We start from the raw sequence: 24,314 nt of genomic DNA, 5'->3' as shown, positions 1-24,314 counted from the left end.
ATTGTTAGCTAATCAGATAGGTTATTATTCTTTAATTTTAGGGTTGTTACTTTCAGTATTACTTTGTGGAGTTTCAATCAAAGACTTTAATAATACTAATAAACAGATTAACCAAAATATATTATCTCTATCATTTCTACAGTTAGTTTTTGTAATTGTGAGTTTTTTGAGTTTGATTATATCTTTTATAAACTCAGACTTTAGTAATGAGACAGTCTTTAATAACTCTCACACAACTAAACCATTATTCTATAAAATCTCAGGAACTTGGGGAAACCATGAAGGAAGCTTATTATTATGGTTATTAGTATTAACTTTATTTATTTTTCTGTTTTTAGTTAAATCAAGAGAGCAGCCTAAAAAATATAGGATTTTAACTTTATTATTTCAGCAAATAATAATTATTGGGTTTTTCTTATTTGTATTAATGACATCTAATCCTTTTAATTATTTATTTCCGATTCCCAATGAAGGTCTTGGCCTTAATCCAATTTTACAAGATCCAGCTTTGGCAATCCACCCCCCAATTTTATATTTAGGTTATGTTGGTACATCTATAATATTTTCATCATCTCTTGCTGCAGTTACGCAAAACTATGTTTCAAAACAATGGGGACAGCATATCAAAAAATGGGTTTTAGTTTCTTGGATTTTTTTAACTATTGGAATTATGCTTGGATCAATTTGGGCCTATTATGAACTAGGATGGGGAGGTTTTTGGTTTTGGGATCCAGTTGAAAATGTTTCTTTAATGCCATGGTTAACATTAACTGCATTGTTACATTGCATTGTGGTGTTAGAAACACGAGCTGCATTAACATCTTGGGTTGTTATATTATCTATTACAACTTTTACCCTAAGTATGTGTGGAACTTTTTTAGTAAGATCTGGAATATTAAATTCTGTACATACATTTGCCAATGATCCTGCAAGAGGTATTTTTATATTAATATTTTTATTTGTTCTAATCATCTTATCGGTAGGAATATTTTTTATATTTCACAAAGAAAAAAATAAAATCTCAAATAATTTCTTTTGGCTTAGTAAAGAAACCTCCATCTTAATAAACAATTGGTTTATGATGTATTTTCTATCTGTTGTTCTAATCGGCACGGTATACCCAATTTTTCTAGACGTAATATCTAGTGAAAAAATATCAGTAGGACCTCCCTTTTATCAAAAATTAATAGTACCTTTTTTAACACCATTTCTATTATTTATGTCACTTGGACCACGACTTAAATGGATTAAATCAAAAATTGAAAATAAGAAATCACTTATTATCACATTTATAATTTCAGTAATGTTAACTTTTTTTATTATTAAAAATTTAACTACAGACTTACTTTTTTATACAGTTTTAATTTCTGCTGCTTTTTTTCTATTCTTTACAACTTTAAAAGAATTATTTATTAAAAAATTTAATAATGTCTCTCAAACTGTCTCACACTTTGGTTTTAGTTTATTAATATTAAGCATTCTATTTAATAGTATTTTATCTTCAGAAATTATAACCAACATAAAAATTGGTGAAAGATATGATTATAATAAAGGAGAAATTTTTTTTAAAAAAACAGAAGAGAAAAAAGAAAGTAATTTTAACTCGATCATTGCCTTTTTTGAAATAAAAGACAAAAATGGAAAGACTATTGAATTAAACCCTGAGATTAGAATTTATAATCAGCCTGTAATTATTACTAGTGAGGCAGATATAAAAACAACACTATTAGAAGATAAGTTTTTAGTAATGAACCTTGTAAAAGGTAATGAATATTTTAATATTAGATATCAAGTAAAACCATTTATGGTTTGGATATGGATTTCAGTTTTATTATTAAGTCTTGGTGGGTTAATGAGTTTATTTAAAAGAAAGATATGAAAAATAAGTTTAGCTTATTTATTGTAATCATATTCTTAAGTTTTTGTTTTGTTATTTTTTATAAAGGATTAAATACTCCAAATAATTATACTCCACAGGTTAATGAGAAAAAAAGTATACCAAGCTTTAAAGCTAAAGACTTTAATTCAGATAGCTATATAAACTCAGAGAAAATTTTTGAAGAGAGCACTTTTTATATTGTAAATATTTGGGCATCCTGGTGTGTACCTTGTAGAGCAGAGCACCCTTTATTAATGCAACTAAGTAAAAATCAATCAATTAAACTAATTGGATTAAATTATAGAGACAATTTTAGTAATGCAAAAAAATTTATTGATGACTTTGGTAACCCATATTCTATAATTTTAATTGATAAAGATGGAACTTTAGGAGTTGAATTTGGAGCTTACGGAGTTCCAGAAACTTTTTTAATAGATAAAAATAAAGATATAATTAAAAAATTTGTTGGCCCAATCAATCAAGAAATTGTTAATGAAATTAAATTAATTATTAAATGAAAATTTTAAAAGTATTTACAATCCTGTTTCTAGTCATAAGCTTTTCCGAATTAAAATCAGATGAAACAAATGATATTCTAAAAAATAAAATTTTAAAAAATATTCGTTGTTTAATTTGTCAGGGTCAGTCAGTATACGACTCAGAGTCTGAGTTTGCTTCTAGTATTAAATTAATTGTTGATAGAAAAATTAACGAGGGACTAAAAGAGAAACAAATATACCAATTTTTAAGAGAAAAGTATGGTGATTGGGTTATTTTTGACCCCAAATTAAACAAAAACACTTATGTTTTATGGTTATTACCTTTATTGTTATTTTTGTTTGGTGGTGCAATAATATATAAAAAAATATTATCAAACAAAAATAACAAAATTTAAATGAAACATTACAAATTAATATCAAGATTTATTTTTATCATTTTTTTTAACCTATTGTCTTCAGTGGTTTATTCAGAAGAAAATAGCTCTAAATTTAATGTTTATTCTGGAATGTTTGATTTCAGTGATACTGGTAAAAAATCAACATTAATCGGATTTCAACATCAGAATGAGAATTTAAATAGAGATACTTTTTTAGGTAATCTTTCTCCTATAACAGGTGCATTAGTGACTGCAGACTCAGCTGCATATATTTATACAGGTGTTCAAGCACAATATAAGCTAGGTAGGATTAATTTTATTCCAAGCTTTGCGCCTGGATTATATAGCAAAGGAGATGGTAAAGATTTGGGCCATATTCTTGAATTTAAAAGTGAGCTACAAATTTCAGTAGACTTTGTTAATAACAGTCAACTTGGATTTTCTTACAATCATCTTTCTAATGCTAGCTTAGGCACTAAAAACCCTGGGGCAAATAGTTATATGTTTAATTTCTTTAAAACATTCTAAAAGAATTACATGAACTTAAAAGACTGCCATAACTTTAGTGATTTTAGAAAATTAGCTAAAAAAAAATTACCTTCACCTATATTTCATTACATTGATGGTGCAGCAGATGATGAAACTACTTATGAAAGAAATACGAGCTCGTTTAATGATGTTGACTTAGTTCCTAATGTTTTAAGAGGTGTTGAGAATGTTGATTTATCTACTACTATTTTTGGAAAAAAATTAGATCTACCTTTTTATCTTGCACCAACAGCGCTACAGAGATTGTTTCATTATGATGGAGAAAGAGCAGTTGGAAAAGCAGCTCAAAAATTTAATACAATGTTTGGTGTTTCAGCTCTTGCAACTGTGAGTGTTGAGGAAATAGCATCACTAGTTGATACACCAAAAATGTTTCAGTTTTATTTTCATAAAGATAGAGGTTTAAATGATTCTTGTTTGGAAAGAGCAAAAGCTGCAAAATTTGATGTTATGGCTTTAACAGTAGATACAATAACTGGTGGAAATCGTGAAAGAGATTTAAGAACTGGATTTACATCACCTCCAAAGCTTACACTATCAAGTCTTTTTAGTTTTGCAACAAAACCAATGTGGGGAATAAATTATTTAACAAAAGGTAAATTTGAATTACCTCATCTTCAAGATTATGTGAAAGAGGGCACAGACACGAATACTTCAATAGGACAATACTTTTCTACCATGCTGGATCAATCCATGAACTGGAAAGATGCTGAAAAACTTTGTTCTCAATGGGGTGGGCATTTTGCACTTAAGGGAGTGATGAGTGTTGAAGATGCAAAGCGTGCAGTTGATATTGGATGCACTGGAATAATGGTTTCAAATCATGGAGGAAGACAACTAGATGGATCGAGAGCACCCTTTGATCAGCTTGCTGAAATAGTTGATGCTGTTGGGGATAAATTAGATGTAATTTGTGAGGGTGGATTTCAGAGAGGAACTCACATGTTAAAAGCGTTATCTTTAGGTGCAAAAGCTTGTTCAGGAGGAAGATTATATCTTTATGCTCTAGCCGCTGGGGGACAAGCAGGTGTTGAAAGAGCAATTGAAAAGTATAAGGCTGAATTAGTAAGAGATATGAAATTAATGGGCTGTACAAAAATTAGTGACCTTAACAGAGATAACTTAAGGTTTAGAAGATAGTGAATTTAAAAGACTGTTATAATTTTAGTGATTTTAGAAAATTAGCTAAAAAAAAATTACCCTCACCAATTTTTCATTATATTGATGGTGGTGCTGATGATGAAAAAACTTTAAGAAGAAATACAGATTCATTTGATGATTGTGATTTAATTCCAAATATTCTTGCTAGTGTTGGTAAACCAAATCTATCAACAACTGTTTTTGGAAAAAAAATTGATATGCCAATTTTTCTTTCACCAACTGCAATGCAAAGACTTTATAATCATGAAGGAGATTTAGCATCAGCAAGAGCTGCCGAAAAATTTGGAACCTTTTATAGCATGTCTACTATGGCCAATAATACAATTGAAGAGGTTGCTAATATTTCAAATGGACCAAAATTATTTCAATTATATGTACATAAAGATCAATCAATTACTGATGACCTAATAGACAGATGCAAAGTGTCTGGTTTTAATGGTATGTGTTTAACAGTTGATACTTTGGTTGCTGGAAATAGAGAAAGAGATCACAGAACTGGCTTTACCACTCCTCCGAAATTGACAATTCAAAGTTTAATGAGTTTTGCTATGAGACCTGAATGGGTATTCAATTATTTTACTCATAAAAAATTTGAATTATCCAATGTTAAAAATAAAACAGATAAAGGAACAAATATTTCAAAATCAGTTATTGAATATATTAATGAGCAATATGATCCTGCTATGAATTGGAAGGATGCTGAATACTGTGTAAAAAAATGGAACGGCTCATTTGCTCTTAAAGGCGTAATGTCAGTTGATGATGCAAAAAGAGCAATAGATATAGGTTGTACAGCAATAATGATTTCAAATCATGGTGGCAGACAATTGGATGGTTCAAGGTCACCCTTTGATCAAATCAATGCAATTAGAGAGGCTGTTGGAGATAAATTAGAGATTATCTTAGATGGTGGTATAAGACGCGGAACCCATGTTTTAAAAGCTTTAGCAGCTGGCGCAACTGCTTGCAGTTTTGGAAAAATGTTTTTATTTGCTTTAAGCGCTGGGGGTCAACCAGGTGTGGAACGTCTATTGCAAAACATGCATGATGAAATTAATAGAAACATGGTGTTAATGGGCTGTAAGAGTTTAAAAGAGCTGAATAGTTCAAAATTAATTTATAGAAAGTAAATTTTGTGCCTATATTTTTTATTATTAATAAATATATATAAATAAAATAAATTCTTTATTAAAAAATAAAACATAAATTTTAAATATGAAATTAGCAAAAAATTTAGAAAGACTAGGAACTGAAAGTGCATTTAGTGTTTTAGCTGAAGCTAAAGCATTAGAGGCAAAAGGAAATCCTATGATTCATTTAGGCTTAGGTCAGCCAGACTTTAAAACACCAAAACATGTAGTTGAGGCTGCAAAGAAAGCTTTAGATGATGGGCATCATGGGTATGTTTTGTCTAATGGAATTTTAGAATGCAGACAGGCAGTTACCAGAAAAATCAAAAAACTTTATAATAAGGAAATAGATCCGGATAGAGTTTTAATAATGCCAGGTGGCAAACCAACCATGTATTATGCAATACAGATGTTTGGTGAACCAGGTGCAGAGATAATTCATCCAACACCAGGTTTTCCAATTTATGAATCGATGATTAATTACACAGGTTCAACAGCTGTGCCTTATGACCTTACAGAAGATAAGGATCTAAAATTTACTGCAGAAAAAATTTTATCATTAATCACTGATGAGACCAGATTATTAATACTTATAAACCCCAATAACCCAACAGGAAGTTTTGTTGAAAAAGAAGAAGTTGATAAATTAGCTGAAGGACTTAAAAAATATCCTCATGTTGTTATTCTAAGTGATGAAATTTATAGTAGACAAATCTATGATAATAAAGAGATGCCAACGTTTTTTAATTATCCAGAGCTCCAAGATAGATTGATAGTTTTAGATGGTTGGAGCAAAGCTTACTCCATGACGGGATGGAGAATGGGTTGGAGTGTATGGCCAGAGAATTTAGTGGAACATGTAACAAAGCTTATAATTAACAGTGTGTCATGTGTTAATGCCCCCTCACAGTTTGCAGGCATTGCTGCACTAGATGGCCCAGATGAGCCTATACTTGAAATGATGAAACAATTTGATAAGCGAAGAAAATTAATTCACGAAGGTTTAAACAGTTTACCAGGTATTGAATGTAGTTTGCCAGGGGGAGCTTTTTATGCATTTCCAAAAGTTATTGGAACTGGAATGAATGGTTCTGAATTTGCAAAAAAAGCTATGCACGAAGCAGGTGTCGCCATAGTCCCAGGAACAGCTTTTGGTAAAACTGCTATAGATTATGTAAGATTTAGTTTTGCAGCCTCAGAAGATAATATTTCTCAGGCATTAGAGAATATTAAGAAGATGTTAGGCTAAAATTTTTTTTAATTAAGATCAAAAATTTTACCTGGATTCATTATATTGTTTGGATCAAGACTTCTTTTAATTGATTTCATCAAAGGTAAATTATCCGGATGTTCTTTAAGAAGATAAGCTTTTTTCTGCAATCCAATACCATGCTCACCAGTAATTGTGCCCTCGAGTTCCAAGGTCTTATCTATAAGCTTATCACTAAAATCTCTAATTTTTTGATAAGAACCTTCAATAGCTGGGTCATACATTATGATTGCGTGAAAGTTTCCATCTCCAACATGACCAACCATTGGTGCCTTAAGACCAAATTTTTTTATTTCTGTTTCAGCAAAATTAATACACTCAACTAAATTTGAAACAGGTACACATACATCTGTTGAATAAATTTTAACATTTTTACCTTGTGCTTTTACAGAATAATAAACGTCATGCCTTGCTTGCCATAATTTATTTCTATCCTCAAGTGACACAGCCCATTTAAAATCACTTCCATTATTATTTTTAGATAATTCTTCTACAATTTTAATTGCTTCTTTGTTTGACTCTTCACTACCGTGAAACTCAAAAAAAAGTGTTGGTTTTTCCTCCATATTTTCTAATTTTGAATAATTAATACAAATCTCCATTTGATCTTTATTTAACATTTCTATTCTTGCTATTGGAACACCATATTGAATAACCTCTTGAGATGTCAAAACTGCAGTTTCAAGATCAGGAAAATGACATACTGCACTCATTATACTTTCAGGTATTGGAGATAGTCTTAAATGTACTTCAGTGATAACCCCTAAAGTCCCTTCAGAACCTATAAATAAATTTGTTAAATTATAGCCTGCAGATGATTTTTTTGTGCGGGTTCCAGTTTTAACAATTTCACCACTTGGTAACACTACAGTCAGGCCTGATACAACCGTTCTCATGGTTCCATATTTAACAGCCATTGTTCCTGAGGCTGAAGTTGAGGCCATTCCACCTAGTGCTGCATCTGCACCAGGATCAATTGGAAAAAAAACACCATCATCTCTTAAGTATTCATTCAATTGTTTTCTAGTTACATTTGCTTGTACTCTACAATCAAAATCTCCAGCATTAACACTTAAAACTTTATTCATTTTTTCTAAAGATAAAGTTACACCATTTTCATTTCCAACAGCATTACCCTCAAGAGATGTTCCGGTTCCAAAAGGAACAACAGGAATTTTATGTTTATTACATAAGGATAATATTTTTGAAACTTCTTCGTTAGTTTCTGGAAAAACTACAGCTTGAGATAAAACTGCTTCATACGCATCCTCTCCCCTTGCATAGTTTGCCCTAGTAGATTCTGAAATAGAAAACCTATCTTTTAAAAGACTTGAAAGTTCTGCTTGTAATGTATTGTTTTCCATTATTTTTTTAAATAGTATACCAATCTTAAAATAAAAAAAAATAGTCTAAATTATGAAAAAAATTTTAATTACTAGGAAACTTTTAAAAGAATCTGAGGAAAAAGCCTTAAAAACATTTGATGCAAAACTTAATGATAATGATGAATTATATTCCCAGTCAAAACTTATTGAATTAAGTGAAGGCCATGATGCAATATTAACCTCTTTAACTGATAAGATGGACGAAGATGCTATAAGCAAACTACCAGATAGTATTAAGGTAATTTCTAATTTTGCAGTTGGTTTTGGAAATATTGATTTAGAAGCAGCTAAAAAAAGAGGAATAGCAGTAACTAATACACCAGAAGTTTTATCAGACGCTACAGCAGAGATTGGAATTTTATTAATTCTTGGAGCATGCAGAAGAGTTCCAGAAGGTATTCAGGACGCAAAAGAAAGTAACTGGAAATGGTCTGCAGATTATTTGATAGGAAAACAGTTAACAGGTTCAAGACTTGGAATTTTAGGTATGGGAAGAATAGGACAAAAGATTGCAAAAATAGCAAAATCTTTAGGTATGATTATTCATTATCACAACAGATCAAAACTAACTGAAGAAAAAGAAAATGGCGCAATTTATCATAATAACATTAAAAGTCTTTTTGGAGTTTCAGATGTATTGTCAATTTGTTGTCCTGCAACAAAAGAAACAGAAAACTTAATTAATAAAGAAACATTAGAATATTTTCCAACAGGTGCGGTTATAACAAATGTAGCTCGTGGAGATATTGTTGATGATGAAGCTTTAATTGATGCGCTAAATAGAAGAAAAATTTATGCAGCAGGATTAGATGTTTATAAGGGTGAACCAAATTTAAATCCTGGTTATCTTAAAATAAAAAGTGCATTCATATTACCCCATCTTGGAAGTTCGACTAAACACACAAGAATTGCTATGGCTAATCTAGCTATAGATAATATTGATGAGTTTTTTAAAACAGGAAATTGCAAAAATAAAGTAAATTAGTTTCTTTATAATTTTCAATTATGAATAAAGTTATTCTGCCTAAACAAAAAGCAATAACTGTATTTTTAGTATTCGCTCTAGGTTATTATATTTCTAATTTATTAAGAGCCATCACTGCAACTATTTCACCTAGTCTTGTATCAGAGTTTAATTTATCAGCTGGAGATTTGGGACTTTTGGGTGGTGGATATTTTTTAGGTTTTGCTGCTGTCCAAATTCCACTAGGATACCTATTAGATAACAAAGGTCCAAAAAAAATAGTTTCATATTTTTTACTTATAGCGGTATTGGGTATGATCTCATTTTCTTTATCAAATAATTTTATCACGCTCCTATTATCAAGAATTTTAATTGGAGTAGGTGTGGGCGCTTGTTTGATGGGTCCATTAACTGCTTATAGAATTTGGTATCAAGACGAAACACAGCAAAGAGCAAACTCATGGATGTTAATGGTGGGTGCAATTGGAATGCTCTCTTCTAGCTTACCTGTGCAGTTTTTTTTACCAATAGTTGGATGGAGAATGATATTTATCACTTTAGCTCTATTAACTATATTTTGTATTATCTTAATTATTTTTTTTATACCTAATTGGAATAAAGCAAACCTTCAAAGTATCTCAAAAGACAATGGTTCTTTAAAAGAAATTTGGAACAATAATTTTTTTAAAAGTTTAGTTCCAATGGGATTTTTTAATTATGGTGGATTATTTGCTATTCAGACACTTTGGGCAGGACCATGGATGGTTAAAGTTTCTGGATATACACCTGAGCAAAGTGCAAATGGTCTTTTCATAATTTATTTTTCTCTTTTAATATCATTCTTATCTTGGGGCTATTTAGTTCCTAAAATTTCAAAAAATGTTTCAGATGCAATAAAATTATTGAAGTTTGGTGCACCATTAAACTTAATTGTACTAGCTTTTATAATTTACCTTGGGCCCAAAGCAGGAGCATACCATTGGGCTTTTTTTGCAGTAAGTTCTGTCTTTTTATCACTAACCCAACCAGCGGTAGGCATGGCTTTCTCTCTTTCAAATGCAGGAAAAGCACTGACTTCGTTTAATTTACTTCTTTTTATTGGAGCATTTGCGCTTCAATGGATTATTGGGGCTATTATTGATTTAACAATGAACCTAGGTTTTTCAGAAATTTCAGGTTTTAGATTTGCTATGATATTTTTTTTATTAACTTCTTCTTTTTCTTACCTATTTTTCTTAATAAAAAATTCTAAAAATTAATTTTAATTTAAGTGTTTATAAATTGTTGTGCGTGAAACACCAAGCTTTCGAGAAACTGCGCTAATATTTCTAGTTTCTAAAAAGGCAGATTTAATTAAAATACATCTGTCCTCTTTAAACCTTGATCCTTTACAGTTATTACATGCATAATTTTTTATATTTGTTTCTTTAGATATTTTTTTTTTAAAATTTTGACTTTTTATTATAAAAACAGATGAACCTAAATGATCAGAAATTTTCATTATTTTATTTTGTAAAAGTTCATTTGCAATTGAAGAAAATGAAGTTGTAAAAATATTATTAAAACTTTCATTCTTTAATGTTACCAGTCCATGCAGCATTATTCTTGCATTTGAATTTGACCCCACAACAAATCCATCACCATTAATTGCAAGTAGACCAACACTATTAGTACTCAGATATTCTTGACGTGGATGGAATGATAAAATTAATTCATTATAAAACTGATTTAAAAATAATTTTGTTTCAATACTTTTTGTAGCAAGCTTAACTAGCGCCAAGGTGTGCTGTTCTCTTGAATGCACATCAGTAGAGGCATCTATTATACCAATAGTTTTTCCATCATGATTTAGTATTGGACTTGCAAAACAAGATAACTTTCCATGTGACTCAAAAAAATGTTCCTTACCTGAAACCATAGAATCTTTATTGAGAGTAACAACTTGTCCCAATCCATTTGTACCTCCAATTTCTTCTCTCCAAATTGAACCTGGTATTACAATTTTTCCAACATCAGTTTTAAGGCAGGTTTTATCATAAATAGTATCCATAACTGATCCAGTGCTGTCAGAATAAGCCACCATAAAGTTTGTCCCAGCTATTTGTGAATATAGAAGTTCAAGTTCAGGGTTTACCAGTCTTCTAATATATTCATTTTTTTCTTTAAGCTCATCAAGCTCTTTAGAAGTAAGAATTGTTCTCTTTGGGTTTTTAAGTGGATCTAGTCCAGTTGAAATACATCTTTTCCAGCTGTCAGATATATCTTTATCAATTAAAGAAGGTAAAAAACCTCTTCTTTTAGTAAGATCAGAAAACTCTTTATCAACAGAAACTAAATTTGACATATCTTATTTTACGAGTTTATTAAAAATGAACAACCAACCATAAGTTGTATTTTGTTAACTTTATGAACACTTTTTTGTGCAGTTGACTCTCTGTTGACCTCAATTTTGGATAGGGTTTGTTATTAAAAAAATTAACTAACTAAAGAATAGAGAGAAATTATGAAGGCACAAGTTTTACATAAGTATAATCCAAAAATGGATGAAAAAGTTTGGGTTACCGAGCAAGAAATGCCAGATCCAAAATTAGAAAAATCATCAGATGTTATCGTCAAAATTGGTGCTGCTGGAGTTTGTAGAACTGATTTACATATTATCGAAGGTGTCTGGGAACATATTCAAGATCCTAAAGGAGATTTATTACCCATGGTTATGGGTCATGAAAATGCAGGTTGGGTTGAAGAAGTGGGTAAAGATGTTGTTGGATTTAAAAAAGGTGATCCAGTAATTTTGCACCCAATCATTTCAGGAACAGATGGAACTTGTTTAAGCTGCCGTAGAGGTTTAGATCAGCATGCTGAAGAAGGTGCTTTTCCAGGACTAAACATTAAAGAAGGTGGATATGCTGAATTACTCAAAACTAGTGTTCGTAACTTAATTAAACTGCCTACTATATTGGCACCAAAAGATGTTGCGCCATTTTCTGATGCAGGACTTACTGCTTATAGAGTTGTTAAAAAAGCTACTAGACATTTATTACCAGGTCAGACCTGTGTAATTATTGGAGCTGGTGGACTTGGCCACATTGCAATTCAATGTTTAAAAGCAATGTGTGCTGCAAATATTATTATTGTTGAAAAATCTGCTGAAGCCTTAAAACATGCAATGTCACTTGGTGGTGATGAGGGAGTTTTAATTGATGGCAATGAAGTTGAAAGAGTTCTAGAGCTTACCAAAGGTAAAGGTGGTGAGGCTGTAATTGATTTTGTAGGTGAAAAAGGATCAACTGCAATGGGTATCAAAATGACAGCAGGTAGTGGATATTATTATATCGTTGGTTATGGTGAAGAAATTAGAGTTCTAGCTGTCGATGTAATTATTTCAGAAAAAACAATAGTTGGAAATTTAGTAGGAACGTGGTCTGAGTTATATGAGCTGATGGAGTTAGCTAACAAAGGGTTAGTTACACTATCTATGCAAGAGTATAAATTAGGCGATGCTAATAAAGCGCTTCATGATCTTAACGAAGGTAAAGTTAAGGGAAGAGCCGTTTTAGTTCCATAATAATAAATAACGAGAGGGATAAATGAAAATAATAAAAACTTGCTTAAGTGCTATGATATCAGGAATTCTGATATTTAGTCCAGCTTATGCAGATAAGTGGAGTGATCAATTTCCACATATCAAAGCAACAGGAGATATTTCTGGTGACTGTTCTTATGAAGAAATTTCAAAAAAGAACTACAAAGGAAAAACTCTAAAAATAAATACGCACGCAGTTCCAGTAATTGGACAGCCTACAGCTCTTCATGCTGAACAGTTTGCTAAATTAACAGGAGCAACAGTAGATGTAACACATACACCAGCAGGTGATTTGTATGCAAAAGCTATGGTTCCTTTTAAAGCTGGTCAATCTCCGTACGATATCGTATTTGGATTTTCTAACTTTATAAATGACTGGAGACAATATCTAGCACCAGTTCCAAAAAAATATATGAACACAAAAGAGATGAAAGATGTAACAAAATCTCATGTGGGCGTTTCTTCTTGGGATGGAACTATGTATCAATATCCAGTTGATGGTGACAGACATTATCTAAAATATAGAAAAGATGTAATTGATAATCCTAAATACCAGAAAGAGTATAAAGAGGCTACTGGCAAAGAGTTAAAAGTTCCTACAACTTGGAAAGAATATGGTGAAATGGCCAAATACTTTAACGGTTGGGATTGGGATGGAGATGGAGAAAAAGAATACGGTTCAGCTGAAGTTATGAAAAAAGACGACTTAATGTTCGCAGCTTTTTTTAGTAGATCAGTAGCGTATGCTAAAAATCCAAGTACTCCAGGTGGTTTCTTTTTCGATTTAGAAACTATGAAACCAAATGTTAACAATCCAGGATTTGTTGAGGCTTTAACTGACTGGGTAGAAGCTACTAAGTATGTTCCTCCAGGAGGAATTAACTTTGGACTAGGTGATGAAATTGGATCATTTGGTGGTGGCCAAACTTTATTTAGTTTTTCATGGGATGATGCTTTTATTGCAGCGATGCAAGACGATAGTCCTATTAAAAATAAAGTAGGTACAGCTCCTCTTCCAGGTGCAGATAAAGTTTGGAATAGAGTATCTGGCAAATGGGATAACAAATACAACCAAGCACCATACATTGTATGGGGTTGGGCAGTAGGTGTTGCTAAGAAAAGTAAAGTACAAGAGATGGCGTTTGATTATCTATGTTTCTTTTCTAACGGAGCAAACCACCAAGCTGACTTAGCTATTGGTAACTTTGGTGTTAATCCATTTAAAAACTCTGATTTTGATCCAAATCTTTACATAGATACAATGGGTTGGGATGCAGATATTGCAAAATCATACACTAAGACGCTTAAAGATATGGAAAAAAGTAAGAATAGAGTTTTCCCTTTAAGAGTTCGTGGTGTGTTTGAATTCACTAGTGCAGTTGCAACTGGAACTTCTAAGGCTTTAGCTGGTCAGCTATCTCCCCAAGAAGCTTTGGATGAAGTTGCTAAAGAGTGGGAAGCAATTGTCAAAAGAGTTGGTAAATCAGCAGTACAAGAAGACTATGCTGTTGGTGTCAAAATGGAAGACAACAAGTTATAAAAATAACTTTATGTGGCCACTTTTAATTAGTGGCCACATATATTACATTCAAAATTCAATTACATGAACTTTAAACATAAATACGTTTTTTTATTTCCAGGTTTATTTGTTCTTATAGGTATCTTAATTTTTCCAATAATATTTGTAGTTCGTTTAAGTTTGTCAGGTTGGAATAGTTACAATGGTTTAAACTTTATAGGTCTCGAAAATTATGTCAGATTATTTACTGATGATCCACGATTCTGGGAGTCGTTTATTAGATTAAGTTTTTTGTCAGTTACAACTGTTGTTCTGCAATATGTAATTGGCTTTACACTGGCTCATATGGTTTGGAAGGAAATCAAGTTTCAAAGATTTTTTAGAGTATTATTTTTAATACCCATGATGACCACCCCAGTTATTATGACTGTCATTTGGAGAACTTTTTTTCATGAGTCACTAGGTCCTGTTAATGATCTTTTACAAATTTTTGATATTGCACCAAAATGGCTTACTGATCCTACTTTAGCTAAAGTTACAGTTATTATTGTTGAAGTTTGGCAGTGGACACCTTTTATGTTTTTACTATTGTTAGCTGGTCTTTTATCACTTCCTAAAGAACCTTTTTTAGCAGCTGCAATTGATGGAGCAAGTCCAATTAGAAAATTTATTTACGTAACATTTCCATTAATGGCACCAATATCTATTGGAGCAATTATCATAAGACTAATTGAGGCTTCAAAAATAATGGATACTGTTTATGTCTTAACCTCAGGTGGTCCAGGAACTTCAACTGAGACATCAAGTTTTTATATTTTTATTAAAGGATTGAGAGAATTTCAAATGGGCTACGCTGCTTCAATGTCATTCACTTATTTAATAATAATGATCATAAGTTTAACAGTTATTGCAAAAGTATTAACCAAACTATTACTCAAAGATTAAATATGGGAAAATTATACACATTCTTAAAATATTTTTTTATTACAGTTTGGACCGTTTTTGTTGTGGCACCTTTTCTTTGGGCACTTACAACTTCTTTTAAAGATTTTAATTCAGTAAATGGAGGTGTTACTTACATCCCGTGGGTAGATTTTGAACCAAACTTAGAGGGTTGGAGAGTTTTAATTAAATCTCCAGCACAAGGAGGGGTAGACATTGTTGAACCTTATTTTAATAGTTTGTTTGTAACATGCACTGCAAGTTTAGTTAGTATTATACTTGGAACCTTATCTGCTTATGCTCTTTCTAGATATACATTCAAAGCTGGCCCTATAAAGAATAATGACATTACATTTTTCTTTATTTCTCAAAGAATTATGCCACCAATTGTTTTATCCATACCTTTCTTTTTATTTCTTGGTGCGGTTAATTTATTGGACAGTCTATTTGGACTAATAGTTGTTTATATTGTTTTGTTAATGCCAATAGCAGTTTGGATTATGGTTGATTTTTTTAATAAAGTTCCAAGAGAGATAGATGAAACGGCATTGATAGATGGATGTAATCCTTACCAGGCATTTTATAAAGTTGTATTACCAAATTCAATACCAGGGTTAATTGTTGCTGGAATGTTTTGTATTATATTTGGATGGATTGATTTCTTTTTTGCTTTTATTTTAACCTTTACTGAAGTGCAGTTACTTCCTGTAAAAATTGTAGCTTTAAACTCTTCAATAACACCATGGTGGAGTTTATCAGCCTCAGCACTAGTTTCTGTTGCACCATTAATTGTTGTTGCATTTATTGTTGAGAGATATTTATCAAAAGGAAATCTATCAGGAGCAATTAAATAATGAATTTAGTTGGAGAAAACTTATCGTATAAATTAACTGAAGAACTTCAGTTAAGAAAAATCTCTTTTAATTTTGAAAAAGGTAAATTGTATACGATTTTGGGAAGAACACTTTCTGGGAAAACCACCTTATTAAAAACAATAGCAGGGCTACTTATGCCAGATAGTGGATCGATTAGATTTGAAAATAAGAATTTCTTAGAGATACCTGTGTGGAAAAGAAATATTGCCATGGTTTATCAGCAATTTATTAACTACCCTCACTTAAATGTTTTTGAAAATATAGCTTTTCCTCTAAAACAAAGAGGTTTAGACCCTCAAAAAATTAATGATGAGGTTTTTAAATCTTTAAAATTAGTAGGGTTAGAGGGTTATGAAAAAAGAAAAATCCAAGAATTATCAGGTGGCCAACAACAAAGGGTTTCAGTTGCAAGGTCACTGGTAAAAAATGCAAAAATTTTACTACTTGATGAGCCACTAGTTAATTTGGACTACAAGTTAAGAGAGCAGTTAAGAGAAGAGTTTAAAAATATATTTGTTAATGGTTTATCAAAGGAAAGTATTGTAATTTTTTCGACAACAGATCCCAGGGAAGCAATGGAACTTAATGGTGAAGTCATTGTTCTTGATGAAGGTAGAGTGCTGCAAGTAGGAGCAGCAAAAGAAATATTTGAAAACCCCAAAGATTTAAAGGTTGCTGCTATTTCAAATGACCCACCTATGAATATTTTGAAAGCTGACTTAGGTTCTAATAAAATAAAATTTGAAGATATTGAAATAGATATTCCAAATCATTTATCTAAATTAACAAATAAGAATTTTAATTTTGGTATAAGAGCATCCGATATTGAATTGAATGATAATGGCTTTGAATTTGAAGTGGAGCTCGCAGAAATTAGTGGTTCAGAAACTTTACTACACCTTATAAGGGGAAATTTAAAAATTATAACTAGTATAGAGGAAGTGATGGATTTTAAAATTCGTGATAAAGTTAAAATTAACTTTAAATCCAATAGAGCCTATGCATTCGATGAAGTTGGAAGTTTAGCTTCATCACCATTTAGAGGTGGTAATGTCTAAAATTAATTTAAATAAAATATCTCACTCATATAATCTAAATGATCCTAATCCGACTTATGCATTAAACCCATTCTCAATGGTTTGGGAAGATGGAAAAAGATACGCAATTTTAGGACCATCTGGGTGTGGAAAAACAACGATGTTAAATATTGTGTCAGGCTTAGTAAGACCCTCATCAGGAAAAATACTATTTGATGAAAAAGATGTTACTGATCTTAAAACTGAGAGTAGAAATATTGCACAAGTTTTTCAATTTCCAGTTATCTATAGCACCATGACAGTGTATGATAATTTAGCTTTCCCTTTGAGATGCAGAGATTTTTCTCAAGAAATAGTGGAAGAAAGAGTTAATTCTGTGGCTGAAACGTTAAATTTAAAATCTTTTTTAAAATTACCAGCGAGAAAACTTACTGCTGATCAAAAACAATTGATTTCACTTGGTAGAGGGCTTGTAAGAGAAGATGTTGCTGCAGTATTAATGGATGAGCCATTAACAGTTATAGACCCTGATTTAAAATTTAAATTAAGAAGAAATCTCAAGGAAATAAATGAGAAATATAAAACAACCCTTGTTTATGTAACTCACGATCAAAATGAAGCGATGACTTTTGCAGATAATATAATAGTTATGAGTGAAGGTGAGGTGGTTCAAACAGGAACTCCTAAAGAATTATTTGAAAGACCAAAAACTACTTTCGTTGGATATTTTATAGGATCTCCTGCAATGAATTTATTTGAATCAGAAACTTCGTCAAATAATAGTATTATAATTAATGATACTTTGATTAAAACAAGTACAGATTTATCAAAATTAAAAAATAATAAAGTTAAATTAGGCATAAGATCTGAATTCATAAAGATAGCTGAAAATCAAAAAGAGAATGTTATTAGTGTTGATGTAGAAAAGGTAGAAGACCTTGGAAATTATAAACTATTAACTGCAAAGATGGGTAACCTTACAATCAAGTCGAAAATAAATAGAGAAACTGAAGTTCCATCAGAAAAGGTAAACCTTTATATTCCTCCGGAGAAATGTTGTGTGTATGAAGATGAAAAATTAATATAGATAGGTTTAAAGACTACTATTTACATGCTTATTTCCCGTATATATTAAGTCATCAATTAAGGTATAGTTAATTTATGAATTTTAGACTAACCAAACTTAAGGAAAAATTATTTCCACTGGATTAAACATGGTTTTAAATGTTACTAAAAAAATTAATTTAAGTACTGAAGATCTAAAAAGACAAAAAAACATAATTAGCAAATTAAACCTAGCAAAACTTCCTTTCGATATATCGCCAGATAGAATGTGTGCTCTTAACTTAGAAATGGCCAGACATTCAAGTGCCGTCTTAAAGTACCAAGAGGATAAATCTGGTATTAAATGGATTTTTTCTTCAATTAAAAAATATAAAGTTTTTTTAATAATATTTGAATCTAATGAGTTAGGAGAAGAGATATATAAAGAAAAAATTTCTAGCAAGCTACCAGAGTATTCTTATAAAACAGTTGCTCAAATAGTTGATGATGGAATAAAATTAAAGTTTTTTATTAAATTGGATGCAAGATCAAAAACAACAACAGATCAAAAAATTAGGAATGTTAGACCTTCAGAGGAAGTTATTATTGAATTTATAAACTGGAAAATTGACTTACTAGCTTCTTTAATGAAATTCAAACAAGATTTAATCAATTAGGGTTAGTGCAATACCAACCCTAAATTTAAGGGTCTTTAACGATTATAATATTTAATTATAATCAAGAGTTGTTTATTTAAAAAAAATGCTTTTAAAAACTAGAATTACTTACGGTAATTTTTTGCTTATAATATTAAAAAAATAATCTTTGGATAAACCAATAAAAGCCAATAGATGCGATAATCATTGAAATCGGTTTAGTAACTCTATTTTGGTACCATGATTTTTTTTGGAATAATAGTGCAATAAAAATATATGAAAAAATAATTACACTGATTTGACCAAGCTCAACTCCAACATTAAAAGAAATTAAACTTGAAATAAATAGGTTTGTTGAAATTCCAATCTCATTCAAAACTCCTGCAAAACCCAAACCATGAAGTAGACCAAAAATAAAAATTATATAGGGTCTTGTTCTTCTTATACTTTCAGTAAACAAATTTTCAATTGCTATAAAGCAAATAGATAGAGCAATGATTGGTTCAACAATAATTGCTGGAATTGTTATTATTTTTAGTGCACCCAAGAACAAAGTAATTGTGTGAGCTAAAGTAAAAATTGAAACTTGTAAAACTAAAGGCCTCAGTTTTGGAGATAAAAGAAATAGCGCTAGTACAAATAAAATGTGATCCAAACCTTTTGGTATAATGTGCTTAAATCCTAGCAAGGTATATTCTTTAACATTTTGAAAAAGTCCCACCTCTATTTTATTCTTTATACTAAACCATTTAGATTGTTTACCCCCCTCAATCAATTCAGTATAGAGAGGTTCATTATGAATTGAATTAATACGTAAAATAATTGATCCTAAATTTTTATCCCAATAAAATTTAAATCGTTTTTCTTTAATATTTTGAATATCAAAAGTAACAATAGTGTCTCTAATTATGTCAGTATTACCCACCTCTGGTATGACTACGCTTATCAAGGTTAAGTTTAAATTTGAAATATTGGATGTTAGATTAATTTTATTATTAAAATTTTTGATCTTAGAGTTAAATTGATGCAGTAAAACTGCTGGGTTCATTCTTCTTAAATCCTTATATTCTTCAGATTTTTCAGAATCTTCTGTATTAGAATGTTTTGTTTCTATACCTGCAATAATAGCTTCTAAATTTAATTGGATTGATAGATTTGCGTTTGTGATATTATCTTCCTCATAAATATTAAGATTTGCAATTGCTGGACGTAGTTCGTGAGCATAAGATGATTTAATAAAGAATAGTATGAATATAAATATCTTAAAAAACATTAATTTATTAAAGCAGTTTCTATATTTATTTGTAATCATATTTTTAGTAACTTTTTTAAAAATTAAAGTACATGCGCACGAGTTATGGCTTGAACCAATTAATTTTAATTTTAATAACAAGGAATTATTTAAAACTAATATTAATATTGGTCAAGATTTTATGGGTTCTCCCTTTGGGTTTTATAGCCCAAATAAAAAAAGCCTATATTTAGAAAGTAGAAATAAAGTAACACAATTATCACAGAGGGATGGAGATTTTCCAGCAATTCAAATGTTAATTTCAGAGCAAGGATTTCATGTTTTAAACTATGAAACTAATAATGAATTCTTAAAGTATGACTCTGTTGAAAAGTTCGAAGATTTTGTAAAAGAACAGGGCCTTCAAAGCACTATAGATAAGTTTGATAGAAATAAAATTCCTACAGAAAATTATAGAAGGTTTGCAAAAGTATTAATTACTGATGGAAATAAAGGTTTTTTTATTCAAAAATCAAAATTAGATTTTGAAATTATTGCCTTGAGCACACCTTACAAACTTAAGAATAGTTTTTTTGAATTTCAACTTTTTGAAAAAAATAAGCCATTAGCAAACTGGCAAATTACTATTTTTAGTAAAGATGAAAATAATACTTATAAAGAAAAAATCAAAACCAATTCAAATGGAGTAGGAAAAATAAGAACTATTGAAAATAGAACTTATTTATTAAGTGCTGTTAAGTTAAATAAAGCAAATTATTTCCAAAAACTTAAATTCAAATCAGATTGGTTTAGTCTATGGGCAAGCCTAGTAATAAAAAAATAAAATATTTTAATACACTTTCTGGTTGTGTACATCTTTGTCCTTAGCTAAATTTTATATACAAATAGGTCTATTTGGCACAACTTGGGGTTAAGTATTCCGTAGACACCCACATCTAACTGTGGGTAATATAAGAATAGTTAATTAACTAATATAATAAGGGAGAGAAATAATGATTAAAGATAAAAAATCTTTGAGGGCTACAACACCTTCAAGACGTAAGTTCTTTAAAGCGGCAGCAGTCACAGGTGCAGCAGCAGCAACAGCTGTAGCAATGCCTAATATTGCAACTGCAGGATCTCACGCTACTGTATTAAAGATGCAAGCTGCTTGGCCTTCAGGCGCAAACATCTTTTTTGAAATGGCGCAAGACTACTGTAATATGGTTAGTGACATGTCTGGTGGATCACTTAAAATTGATCTTCAGCCTGTTAACTCAATTGTTAAAACTTCAGAAATTGGAGCAGCGGTAAGTGATGGAATCGTTGATATGGGTCACTGGGTGACTGCATATTGGTACGGTAAAAACGCTGCAGCTTCACTTTTTGGAACTGGTCCTTCATACGGAATGTCATCTCAAGAAGTTATGGGATGGATGGAGTATGGTGGAGGAAGAAAATTATATGAAGAAGCAGTAGCTAGTGTTGGATTTAACTACACTGGTTTCTTTCATATGCCTATGCCAGCACAACCTTTTGGTTGGTTCAAAAAGAATGTAACTAAAGTATCTGATGTTAAAGGTATGAAATATAGAACAGTTGGTCTAGCGACTAATGTTTTAACTGCTATGGGAATGGTCGTAAGACAATTACCAGGTGGTGAGATCCAACCTGCAATGAAAACTGGTTTGATTGATGCTGCTGAGTTTAACAACCCAACATCAGACTCACAGTTTGGAATGCAAGATGTCTCTAAACACTATCACTTAGGAAGTTTTCACCAATCTCAAGAGATGTTTGAAATTCCTATGAACACTAAGAGACTGAAAAGCCTTTCACCTGCTCATCAAGCTATCTTAAAAAACGCTGCTTATGCTGCGAATACAGATAACTACTTCAAAGCACTTGTTAGATATTCTGACAGTTTAGCTATGTTGATGAACGAGCATAAGGTTAATGTTTACCAAACATCTGATGCAATTTTAGCTGAACAGTTAAAAGGTTGGGATAAAATTGTTGGAGAGTTCTCTGCAAAAGATGCATTCTTCAAGAAGGTAATCGACTCTCAAAAAGCATACGCTAAGAAAGTAATGAAGTACTTGCTGATGAATCAGCCTAATTACAAGCTAGCTTATGAAAATGAGTTCGGTCCAATCGGAAAAGTTAAAATCTAATTAGCTTTTAAATAATTTAAAAGAGGGGGGTTTAGGCTCCCCTTTTTTTATACTACTGTTTTTAAAAAAATTAGAGTATTCTATTTACATCATGATGAGAGCTTACATAAAATTAGCTGACACATTAAGTACCTCAATAGGTAAGGCTTTTTCTTGGTGTATTGTTATTTTAATGGGAGGAACTTGCTACGAAGTAGTAATGGCCTATGTATTTAACAAGCCAACACTTTGGAATTTTGACTTTAGTATGCAGATGTATGGTGCAATATTAATGATGTCAGGTGCTTATTGTTTGGCAACAGAATCTCATGTCAGGGGAGATGTAATTTACCGTTTATTCAAACCAAGAACTCAAGGTTGGATTGATTTAGTACTTTATTTTATTTTCTTTTTCCCTGGTGTAATAGCTTTGGCATTTTATGGATTTGAATATGCGGCTCTTGCTTGGAAAATTAAAGAGACAAGCTGGAGTAGTCCAGCACAAATTAATATTTATATGGCAAAATCTTTGATACCAGCAGCAGGAATATTTTTAACTATACAGGGAGTTGCTGAGGTGTTTAGAGCAATTATTTGTATTCAAACGGGACATTGGCCAGCAAGAATGGTTGTTGCAGAAGAGACAGAACAAATTTTAATGAGAACAGCACAAGACGAGGATCAAAAAGATGTTATTTAGTCTAACAAATCCAGAAGTAGCCATCTTAATGATGGGACTATTTTTGTTTGCAGTATTATTAGGTTTTCCAATTGCATTTACCTTGATGGCAATGGGAATAGGATTTGGATATTATGCTTATTATGATCCTGCTTTAATGGATCATATATTTGATAATAGGATATTCTCATTATTTGTAAAAAATACATACACAGTTATGGATAATAATGTCCTCACCGCCGTGCCTCTATTTTTATTTATGGGGTATCTAGTTGAAAGAGCTGGAATTGTATCAAAATTATTTTTTGCTATAAGACTTGCAGCTCACAGATTACCAGCTTCAATGGCTGTAGCTGCTCTAATAACGTGTACTTTATTTTCAACAGCAACAGGAATTATTGGCGCCGTAGTAACTTTAATGGGCTTACTTGCATGGCCGGCAATGGTTAAAGCAGGATATGATAAAAAATTTGCATCAGGAGTAATTTGTGCAGGTGGATGTCTAGGTATTTTAATACCACCAAGCATTATGTTAATTGTTTATTCGGTAATTGCTCAGTTATCGCCTTTAAGATTATTTGCAGCAGCAATTTTCCCAGGGCTTTTACTAGCAGGACTATACATAGCTTATGCAGTAATTAGAGCTTGGATGGATCCATCAATTGCACCTAAACCAAATGCAGCTGATATTCCACCTAGAGCAGAAATTTTAAAAGAAGTGTTAGTTTCTTTCGTACCTCTTTTTGGCTTAATAATGCTGGTACTTGGAACAATTCTGGCAGGTATAGCAACACCAGCAGAGGCTGCAGCAGCAGGAGCTTTTGGTGCAATACTTTTATCTTGGTTTTACAAAACTCTTAAATGGCAAAGTTTTAAAGAATCTGTTTTTTTAACAGCAAAAACTACAGCAATGATCATGTGGTTATTTATTGGTTCTTGGACTTTTTCTTCAGTATTTTCTTACTTAGGTGGTCATGAAATTTTTGAGCATTTCTTTAAATCAATAGAAATAACAACTTGGCAGTTTTTAATAATTACACAAATAATAATTTTTCTTTTAGGTTGGCCATTAGAATGGACTGAAATTTTAATTATATTTGTTCCAATATTTTTACCGTTGCTAGAGGTATTTAATGTTAACCCATATTTTTTTGCAATGTTAATTGCTCTAAACTTACAAACGTCATTTTTAACACCCCCCATGGCCATGTCCGCCTATTATTTAAAAGGTGTTCAAAAAAACAATGTTGAATTAATGGAGATATTTGCAGGGATAATGCCATTCTTGGCAATAGTAATATTTGCTATGTTCCTTATGTATATGTTTCCAGGTATTGCTTTGTGGTTACCAGAAACCTTATTTGCAGATTAGGTAATTTA

At 31.2% G+C, this 24,314-nt stretch carries 23 protein-coding genes; 20 read left to right on the top strand and 3 right to left on the bottom strand.

From position 1 onward, the window contains the following. The first annotated feature begins 1 nt into the window (after nt 1). The 7 genes from ABXT53_RS06770 (at nt 2) to ABXT53_RS06740 (ending at nt 6,845) form a co-directional block, all read left to right on the top strand. Nucleotides 2-1,879 (top strand): heme lyase CcmF/NrfE family subunit, encoded by a 1,878-nt coding sequence (locus ABXT53_RS06770; protein WP_415290442.1) that lies wholly within the window; start codon nt 2-4, stop codon nt 1,877-1,879. Then, a complete protein-coding gene (locus ABXT53_RS06765; protein WP_415290440.1) occupies nt 1,876-2,397 on the top strand; it encodes a DsbE family thiol:disulfide interchange protein in 522 nt (173 codons plus the stop codon). The genes ABXT53_RS06770 and ABXT53_RS06765 overlap by 4 nt, the downstream gene beginning before the upstream one ends. Continuing rightward, on the top strand, nt 2,394-2,774 hold the full coding sequence (locus ABXT53_RS06760) for a cytochrome c-type biogenesis protein CcmH (RefSeq protein WP_415290439.1): 381 nt from the start codon (nt 2,394-2,396) through the stop codon (nt 2,772-2,774). The genes ABXT53_RS06765 and ABXT53_RS06760 overlap by 4 nt, the downstream gene beginning before the upstream one ends. Further along, nucleotides 2,775-3,284: an acyloxyacyl hydrolase gene (locus ABXT53_RS06755; RefSeq protein WP_415290438.1), complete on the top strand. Its 510-nt coding sequence runs from the start codon at nt 2,775-2,777 to the stop codon at nt 3,282-3,284. It begins immediately after the preceding gene. Between the two features lie 9 nt (nt 3,285-3,293). Next, nucleotides 3,294-4,445 carry an alpha-hydroxy acid oxidase gene (locus ABXT53_RS06750; protein ID WP_415290437.1) on the top strand — a complete coding sequence of 384 codons (1,152 nt, stop codon included), beginning with the start codon at nt 3,294-3,296 and terminating at the stop codon, nt 4,443-4,445. Further along, the gene (locus ABXT53_RS06745; RefSeq protein WP_415290436.1) at nt 4,445-5,596 is read left to right on the top strand and encodes an alpha-hydroxy acid oxidase; all 1,152 of its coding nucleotides are present in this window, start codon (nt 4,445-4,447) and stop codon (nt 5,594-5,596) included. Before ABXT53_RS06750 ends, ABXT53_RS06745 begins: the two co-directional genes overlap by 1 nt. An 85-nt stretch (nt 5,597-5,681) precedes the next feature. After that, nucleotides 5,682-6,845: a pyridoxal phosphate-dependent aminotransferase gene (locus ABXT53_RS06740; RefSeq protein ID WP_415290435.1), complete on the top strand. Its 1,164-nt coding sequence runs from the start codon at nt 5,682-5,684 to the stop codon at nt 6,843-6,845. Between the two features lie 8 nt (nt 6,846-6,853). Here ABXT53_RS06740 and ABXT53_RS06735 read toward each other — a convergent pair whose 3' ends face one another. After that, nucleotides 6,854-8,230: an FAD-binding oxidoreductase gene (locus ABXT53_RS06735; protein ID WP_415290434.1), complete on the bottom strand. Its 1,377-nt coding sequence runs from the start codon at nt 8,228-8,230 to the stop codon at nt 6,854-6,856. A 52-nt stretch (nt 8,231-8,282) separates the two neighbouring features. Here ABXT53_RS06735 and ABXT53_RS06730 point away from each other — a divergent pair, with 52 nt between their 5' ends. Together ABXT53_RS06730 and ABXT53_RS06725 are read left to right on the top strand one after the other, a co-directional pair. Then, complete coding sequence (locus ABXT53_RS06730) at nt 8,283-9,236, top strand: 2-hydroxyacid dehydrogenase (RefSeq protein ID WP_415290433.1); 954 nt, start codon at nt 8,283-8,285, stop codon at nt 9,234-9,236. 20 nt (nt 9,237-9,256) lie between these two features. After that, nucleotides 9,257-10,474, top strand: a complete 1,218-nt coding sequence (locus ABXT53_RS06725; protein WP_415290432.1) for an MFS transporter — start codon at nt 9,257-9,259, stop codon at nt 10,472-10,474. Nucleotides 10,475-10,476: 2 nt separating this feature from the next. Here ABXT53_RS06725 and ABXT53_RS06720 read toward each other — a convergent pair whose 3' ends face one another. Further along, nucleotides 10,477-11,559, bottom strand: coding sequence for a GAF domain-containing protein (locus ABXT53_RS06720; RefSeq protein WP_415290430.1), 1,083 nt, complete (start codon nt 11,557-11,559; stop codon nt 10,477-10,479). A 159-nt stretch (nt 11,560-11,718) separates the two neighbouring features. On the opposite strand from ABXT53_RS06720, the gene ABXT53_RS06715 reads away from it, so the two are divergent. The 7 genes from ABXT53_RS06715 (at nt 11,719) to ABXT53_RS06685 (ending at nt 18,892) form a co-directional block, all read left to right on the top strand. Next, nucleotides 11,719-12,780, top strand: coding sequence for an NAD(P)-dependent alcohol dehydrogenase (locus tag ABXT53_RS06715; RefSeq protein ID WP_011281587.1), 1,062 nt, complete (start codon nt 11,719-11,721; stop codon nt 12,778-12,780). Nucleotides 12,781-12,802: 22 nt separating this feature from the next. Further along, on the top strand, nt 12,803-14,338 hold the full coding sequence (locus tag ABXT53_RS06710; RefSeq protein WP_415290428.1) for an ABC transporter substrate-binding protein: 1,536 nt from the start codon (nt 12,803-12,805) through the stop codon (nt 14,336-14,338). Nucleotides 14,339-14,401: 63 nt separating this feature from the next. Beyond that, on the top strand, nt 14,402-15,262 hold the full coding sequence (locus tag ABXT53_RS06705; RefSeq protein WP_415290426.1) for a carbohydrate ABC transporter permease: 861 nt from the start codon (nt 14,402-14,404) through the stop codon (nt 15,260-15,262). A gap of 2 nt (nt 15,263-15,264) precedes the next feature. Beyond that, on the top strand, nt 15,265-16,113 hold the full coding sequence (locus tag ABXT53_RS06700; RefSeq protein ID WP_415290424.1) for a carbohydrate ABC transporter permease: 849 nt from the start codon (nt 15,265-15,267) through the stop codon (nt 16,111-16,113). Next, the gene (locus ABXT53_RS06695) at nt 16,113-17,192 is read left to right on the top strand and encodes an ABC transporter ATP-binding protein (RefSeq protein WP_415290423.1); all 1,080 of its coding nucleotides are present in this window, start codon (nt 16,113-16,115) and stop codon (nt 17,190-17,192) included. Before ABXT53_RS06700 ends, ABXT53_RS06695 begins: the two co-directional genes overlap by 1 nt. Further along, nucleotides 17,185-18,258, top strand: a complete 1,074-nt coding sequence (locus tag ABXT53_RS06690; protein WP_415290422.1) for an ABC transporter ATP-binding protein — start codon at nt 17,185-17,187, stop codon at nt 18,256-18,258. Before ABXT53_RS06695 ends, ABXT53_RS06690 begins: the two co-directional genes overlap by 8 nt. A gap of 127 nt (nt 18,259-18,385) precedes the next feature. Further along, nucleotides 18,386-18,892, top strand: a complete 507-nt coding sequence (locus ABXT53_RS06685) for a hypothetical protein (protein ID WP_415290420.1) — start codon at nt 18,386-18,388, stop codon at nt 18,890-18,892. A 133-nt stretch (nt 18,893-19,025) separates the two neighbouring features. On the opposite strand, the gene ABXT53_RS06680 is transcribed toward ABXT53_RS06685, so the two are convergent. Next, nucleotides 19,026-20,144: a HupE/UreJ family protein gene (locus ABXT53_RS06680; protein ID WP_415290419.1), complete on the bottom strand. Its 1,119-nt coding sequence runs from the start codon at nt 20,142-20,144 to the stop codon at nt 19,026-19,028. Between ABXT53_RS06680 and ABXT53_RS06675 the strand changes: the two genes are divergently transcribed. The 4 genes from ABXT53_RS06675 to ABXT53_RS06660 all read left to right on the top strand — a co-directional run bounded on the left by ABXT53_RS06675 (nt 20,119) and on the right by ABXT53_RS06660 (nt 24,306). Continuing rightward, nucleotides 20,119-20,946: a DUF4198 domain-containing protein gene (locus ABXT53_RS06675; RefSeq protein ID WP_415290418.1), complete on the top strand. Its 828-nt coding sequence runs from the start codon at nt 20,119-20,121 to the stop codon at nt 20,944-20,946. The two genes, ABXT53_RS06680 and ABXT53_RS06675, sit on opposite strands and share 26 nt — an antisense overlap. A 169-nt stretch (nt 20,947-21,115) precedes the next feature. Then, on the top strand, nt 21,116-22,276 hold the full coding sequence (locus tag ABXT53_RS06670) for a TRAP transporter substrate-binding protein (RefSeq protein WP_415290416.1): 1,161 nt from the start codon (nt 21,116-21,118) through the stop codon (nt 22,274-22,276). Nucleotides 22,277-22,370: 94 nt separating this feature from the next. Beyond that, nucleotides 22,371-22,955, top strand: coding sequence for a TRAP transporter small permease subunit (locus ABXT53_RS06665; RefSeq protein ID WP_415291315.1), 585 nt, complete (start codon nt 22,371-22,373; stop codon nt 22,953-22,955). Then, nucleotides 22,945-24,306, top strand: coding sequence for a TRAP transporter large permease (locus tag ABXT53_RS06660; RefSeq protein ID WP_415284586.1), 1,362 nt, complete (start codon nt 22,945-22,947; stop codon nt 24,304-24,306). The genes ABXT53_RS06665 and ABXT53_RS06660 overlap by 11 nt, the downstream gene beginning before the upstream one ends. Nucleotides 24,307-24,314: the final 8 nt, after the last annotated feature.

The organism is Candidatus Pelagibacter sp. Uisw_136, assembly GCF_047720275.1.
In the GTDB taxonomy this organism is placed as follows: domain Bacteria; phylum Pseudomonadota; class Alphaproteobacteria; order Pelagibacterales; family Pelagibacteraceae; genus Pelagibacter.
The sequence above is the reverse complement of the archived record's forward strand: the minus strand, read 5'-3'. Positions and strand labels throughout refer to the sequence as shown.

Excerpts from the sequence above, each read along its gene's own strand:
- ABXT53_RS06735 (WP_415290434.1), bottom strand. The coding sequence starts at position 8,230 with ATGGAAAACAATACATTACAAGCAGAACTTTCAAGTCTTTTAAAAGAT.
- ABXT53_RS06670 (WP_415290416.1), top strand. The coding sequence starts at position 21,116 with ATGATTAAAGATAAAAAATCTTTGAGGGCTACAACACCTTCAAGACGT.
- ABXT53_RS06700 (WP_415290424.1), top strand. The coding sequence starts at position 15,265 with ATGGGAAAATTATACACATTCTTAAAATATTTTTTTATTACAGTTTGG.
- ABXT53_RS06685 (WP_415290420.1), top strand. The coding sequence starts at position 18,386 with ATGGTTTTAAATGTTACTAAAAAAATTAATTTAAGTACTGAAGATCTA.
- ABXT53_RS06755 (WP_415290438.1), top strand. The coding sequence starts at position 2,775 with ATGAAACATTACAAATTAATATCAAGATTTATTTTTATCATTTTTTTT.
- ABXT53_RS06665 (WP_415291315.1), top strand. The coding sequence starts at position 22,371 with ATGAGAGCTTACATAAAATTAGCTGACACATTAAGTACCTCAATAGGT.
- ABXT53_RS06690 (WP_415290422.1), top strand. The coding sequence starts at position 17,185 with ATGTCTAAAATTAATTTAAATAAAATATCTCACTCATATAATCTAAAT.
- ABXT53_RS06760 (WP_415290439.1), top strand. The coding sequence starts at position 2,394 with ATGAAAATTTTAAAAGTATTTACAATCCTGTTTCTAGTCATAAGCTTT.
- ABXT53_RS06720 (WP_415290430.1), bottom strand. The coding sequence starts at position 11,559 with ATGTCAAATTTAGTTTCTGTTGATAAAGAGTTTTCTGATCTTACTAAA.
- ABXT53_RS06680 (WP_415290419.1), bottom strand. The coding sequence starts at position 20,144 with ATGTTTTTTAAGATATTTATATTCATACTATTCTTTATTAAATCATCT.
- ABXT53_RS06740 (WP_415290435.1), top strand. The coding sequence starts at position 5,682 with ATGAAATTAGCAAAAAATTTAGAAAGACTAGGAACTGAAAGTGCATTT.
- ABXT53_RS06710 (WP_415290428.1), top strand. The coding sequence starts at position 12,803 with ATGAAAATAATAAAAACTTGCTTAAGTGCTATGATATCAGGAATTCTG.
- ABXT53_RS06675 (WP_415290418.1), top strand. The coding sequence starts at position 20,119 with ATGAATATAAATATCTTAAAAAACATTAATTTATTAAAGCAGTTTCTA.
- ABXT53_RS06715 (WP_011281587.1), top strand. The coding sequence starts at position 11,719 with ATGAAGGCACAAGTTTTACATAAGTATAATCCAAAAATGGATGAAAAA.
- ABXT53_RS06705 (WP_415290426.1), top strand. The coding sequence starts at position 14,402 with ATGAACTTTAAACATAAATACGTTTTTTTATTTCCAGGTTTATTTGTT.
- ABXT53_RS06695 (WP_415290423.1), top strand. The coding sequence starts at position 16,113 with ATGAATTTAGTTGGAGAAAACTTATCGTATAAATTAACTGAAGAACTT.
- ABXT53_RS06750 (WP_415290437.1), top strand. The coding sequence starts at position 3,294 with ATGAACTTAAAAGACTGCCATAACTTTAGTGATTTTAGAAAATTAGCT.
- ABXT53_RS06660 (WP_415284586.1), top strand. The coding sequence starts at position 22,945 with ATGTTATTTAGTCTAACAAATCCAGAAGTAGCCATCTTAATGATGGGA.
- ABXT53_RS06730 (WP_415290433.1), top strand. The coding sequence starts at position 8,283 with ATGAAAAAAATTTTAATTACTAGGAAACTTTTAAAAGAATCTGAGGAA.
- ABXT53_RS06725 (WP_415290432.1), top strand. The coding sequence starts at position 9,257 with ATGAATAAAGTTATTCTGCCTAAACAAAAAGCAATAACTGTATTTTTA.
- ABXT53_RS06765 (WP_415290440.1), top strand. The coding sequence starts at position 1,876 with ATGAAAAATAAGTTTAGCTTATTTATTGTAATCATATTCTTAAGTTTT.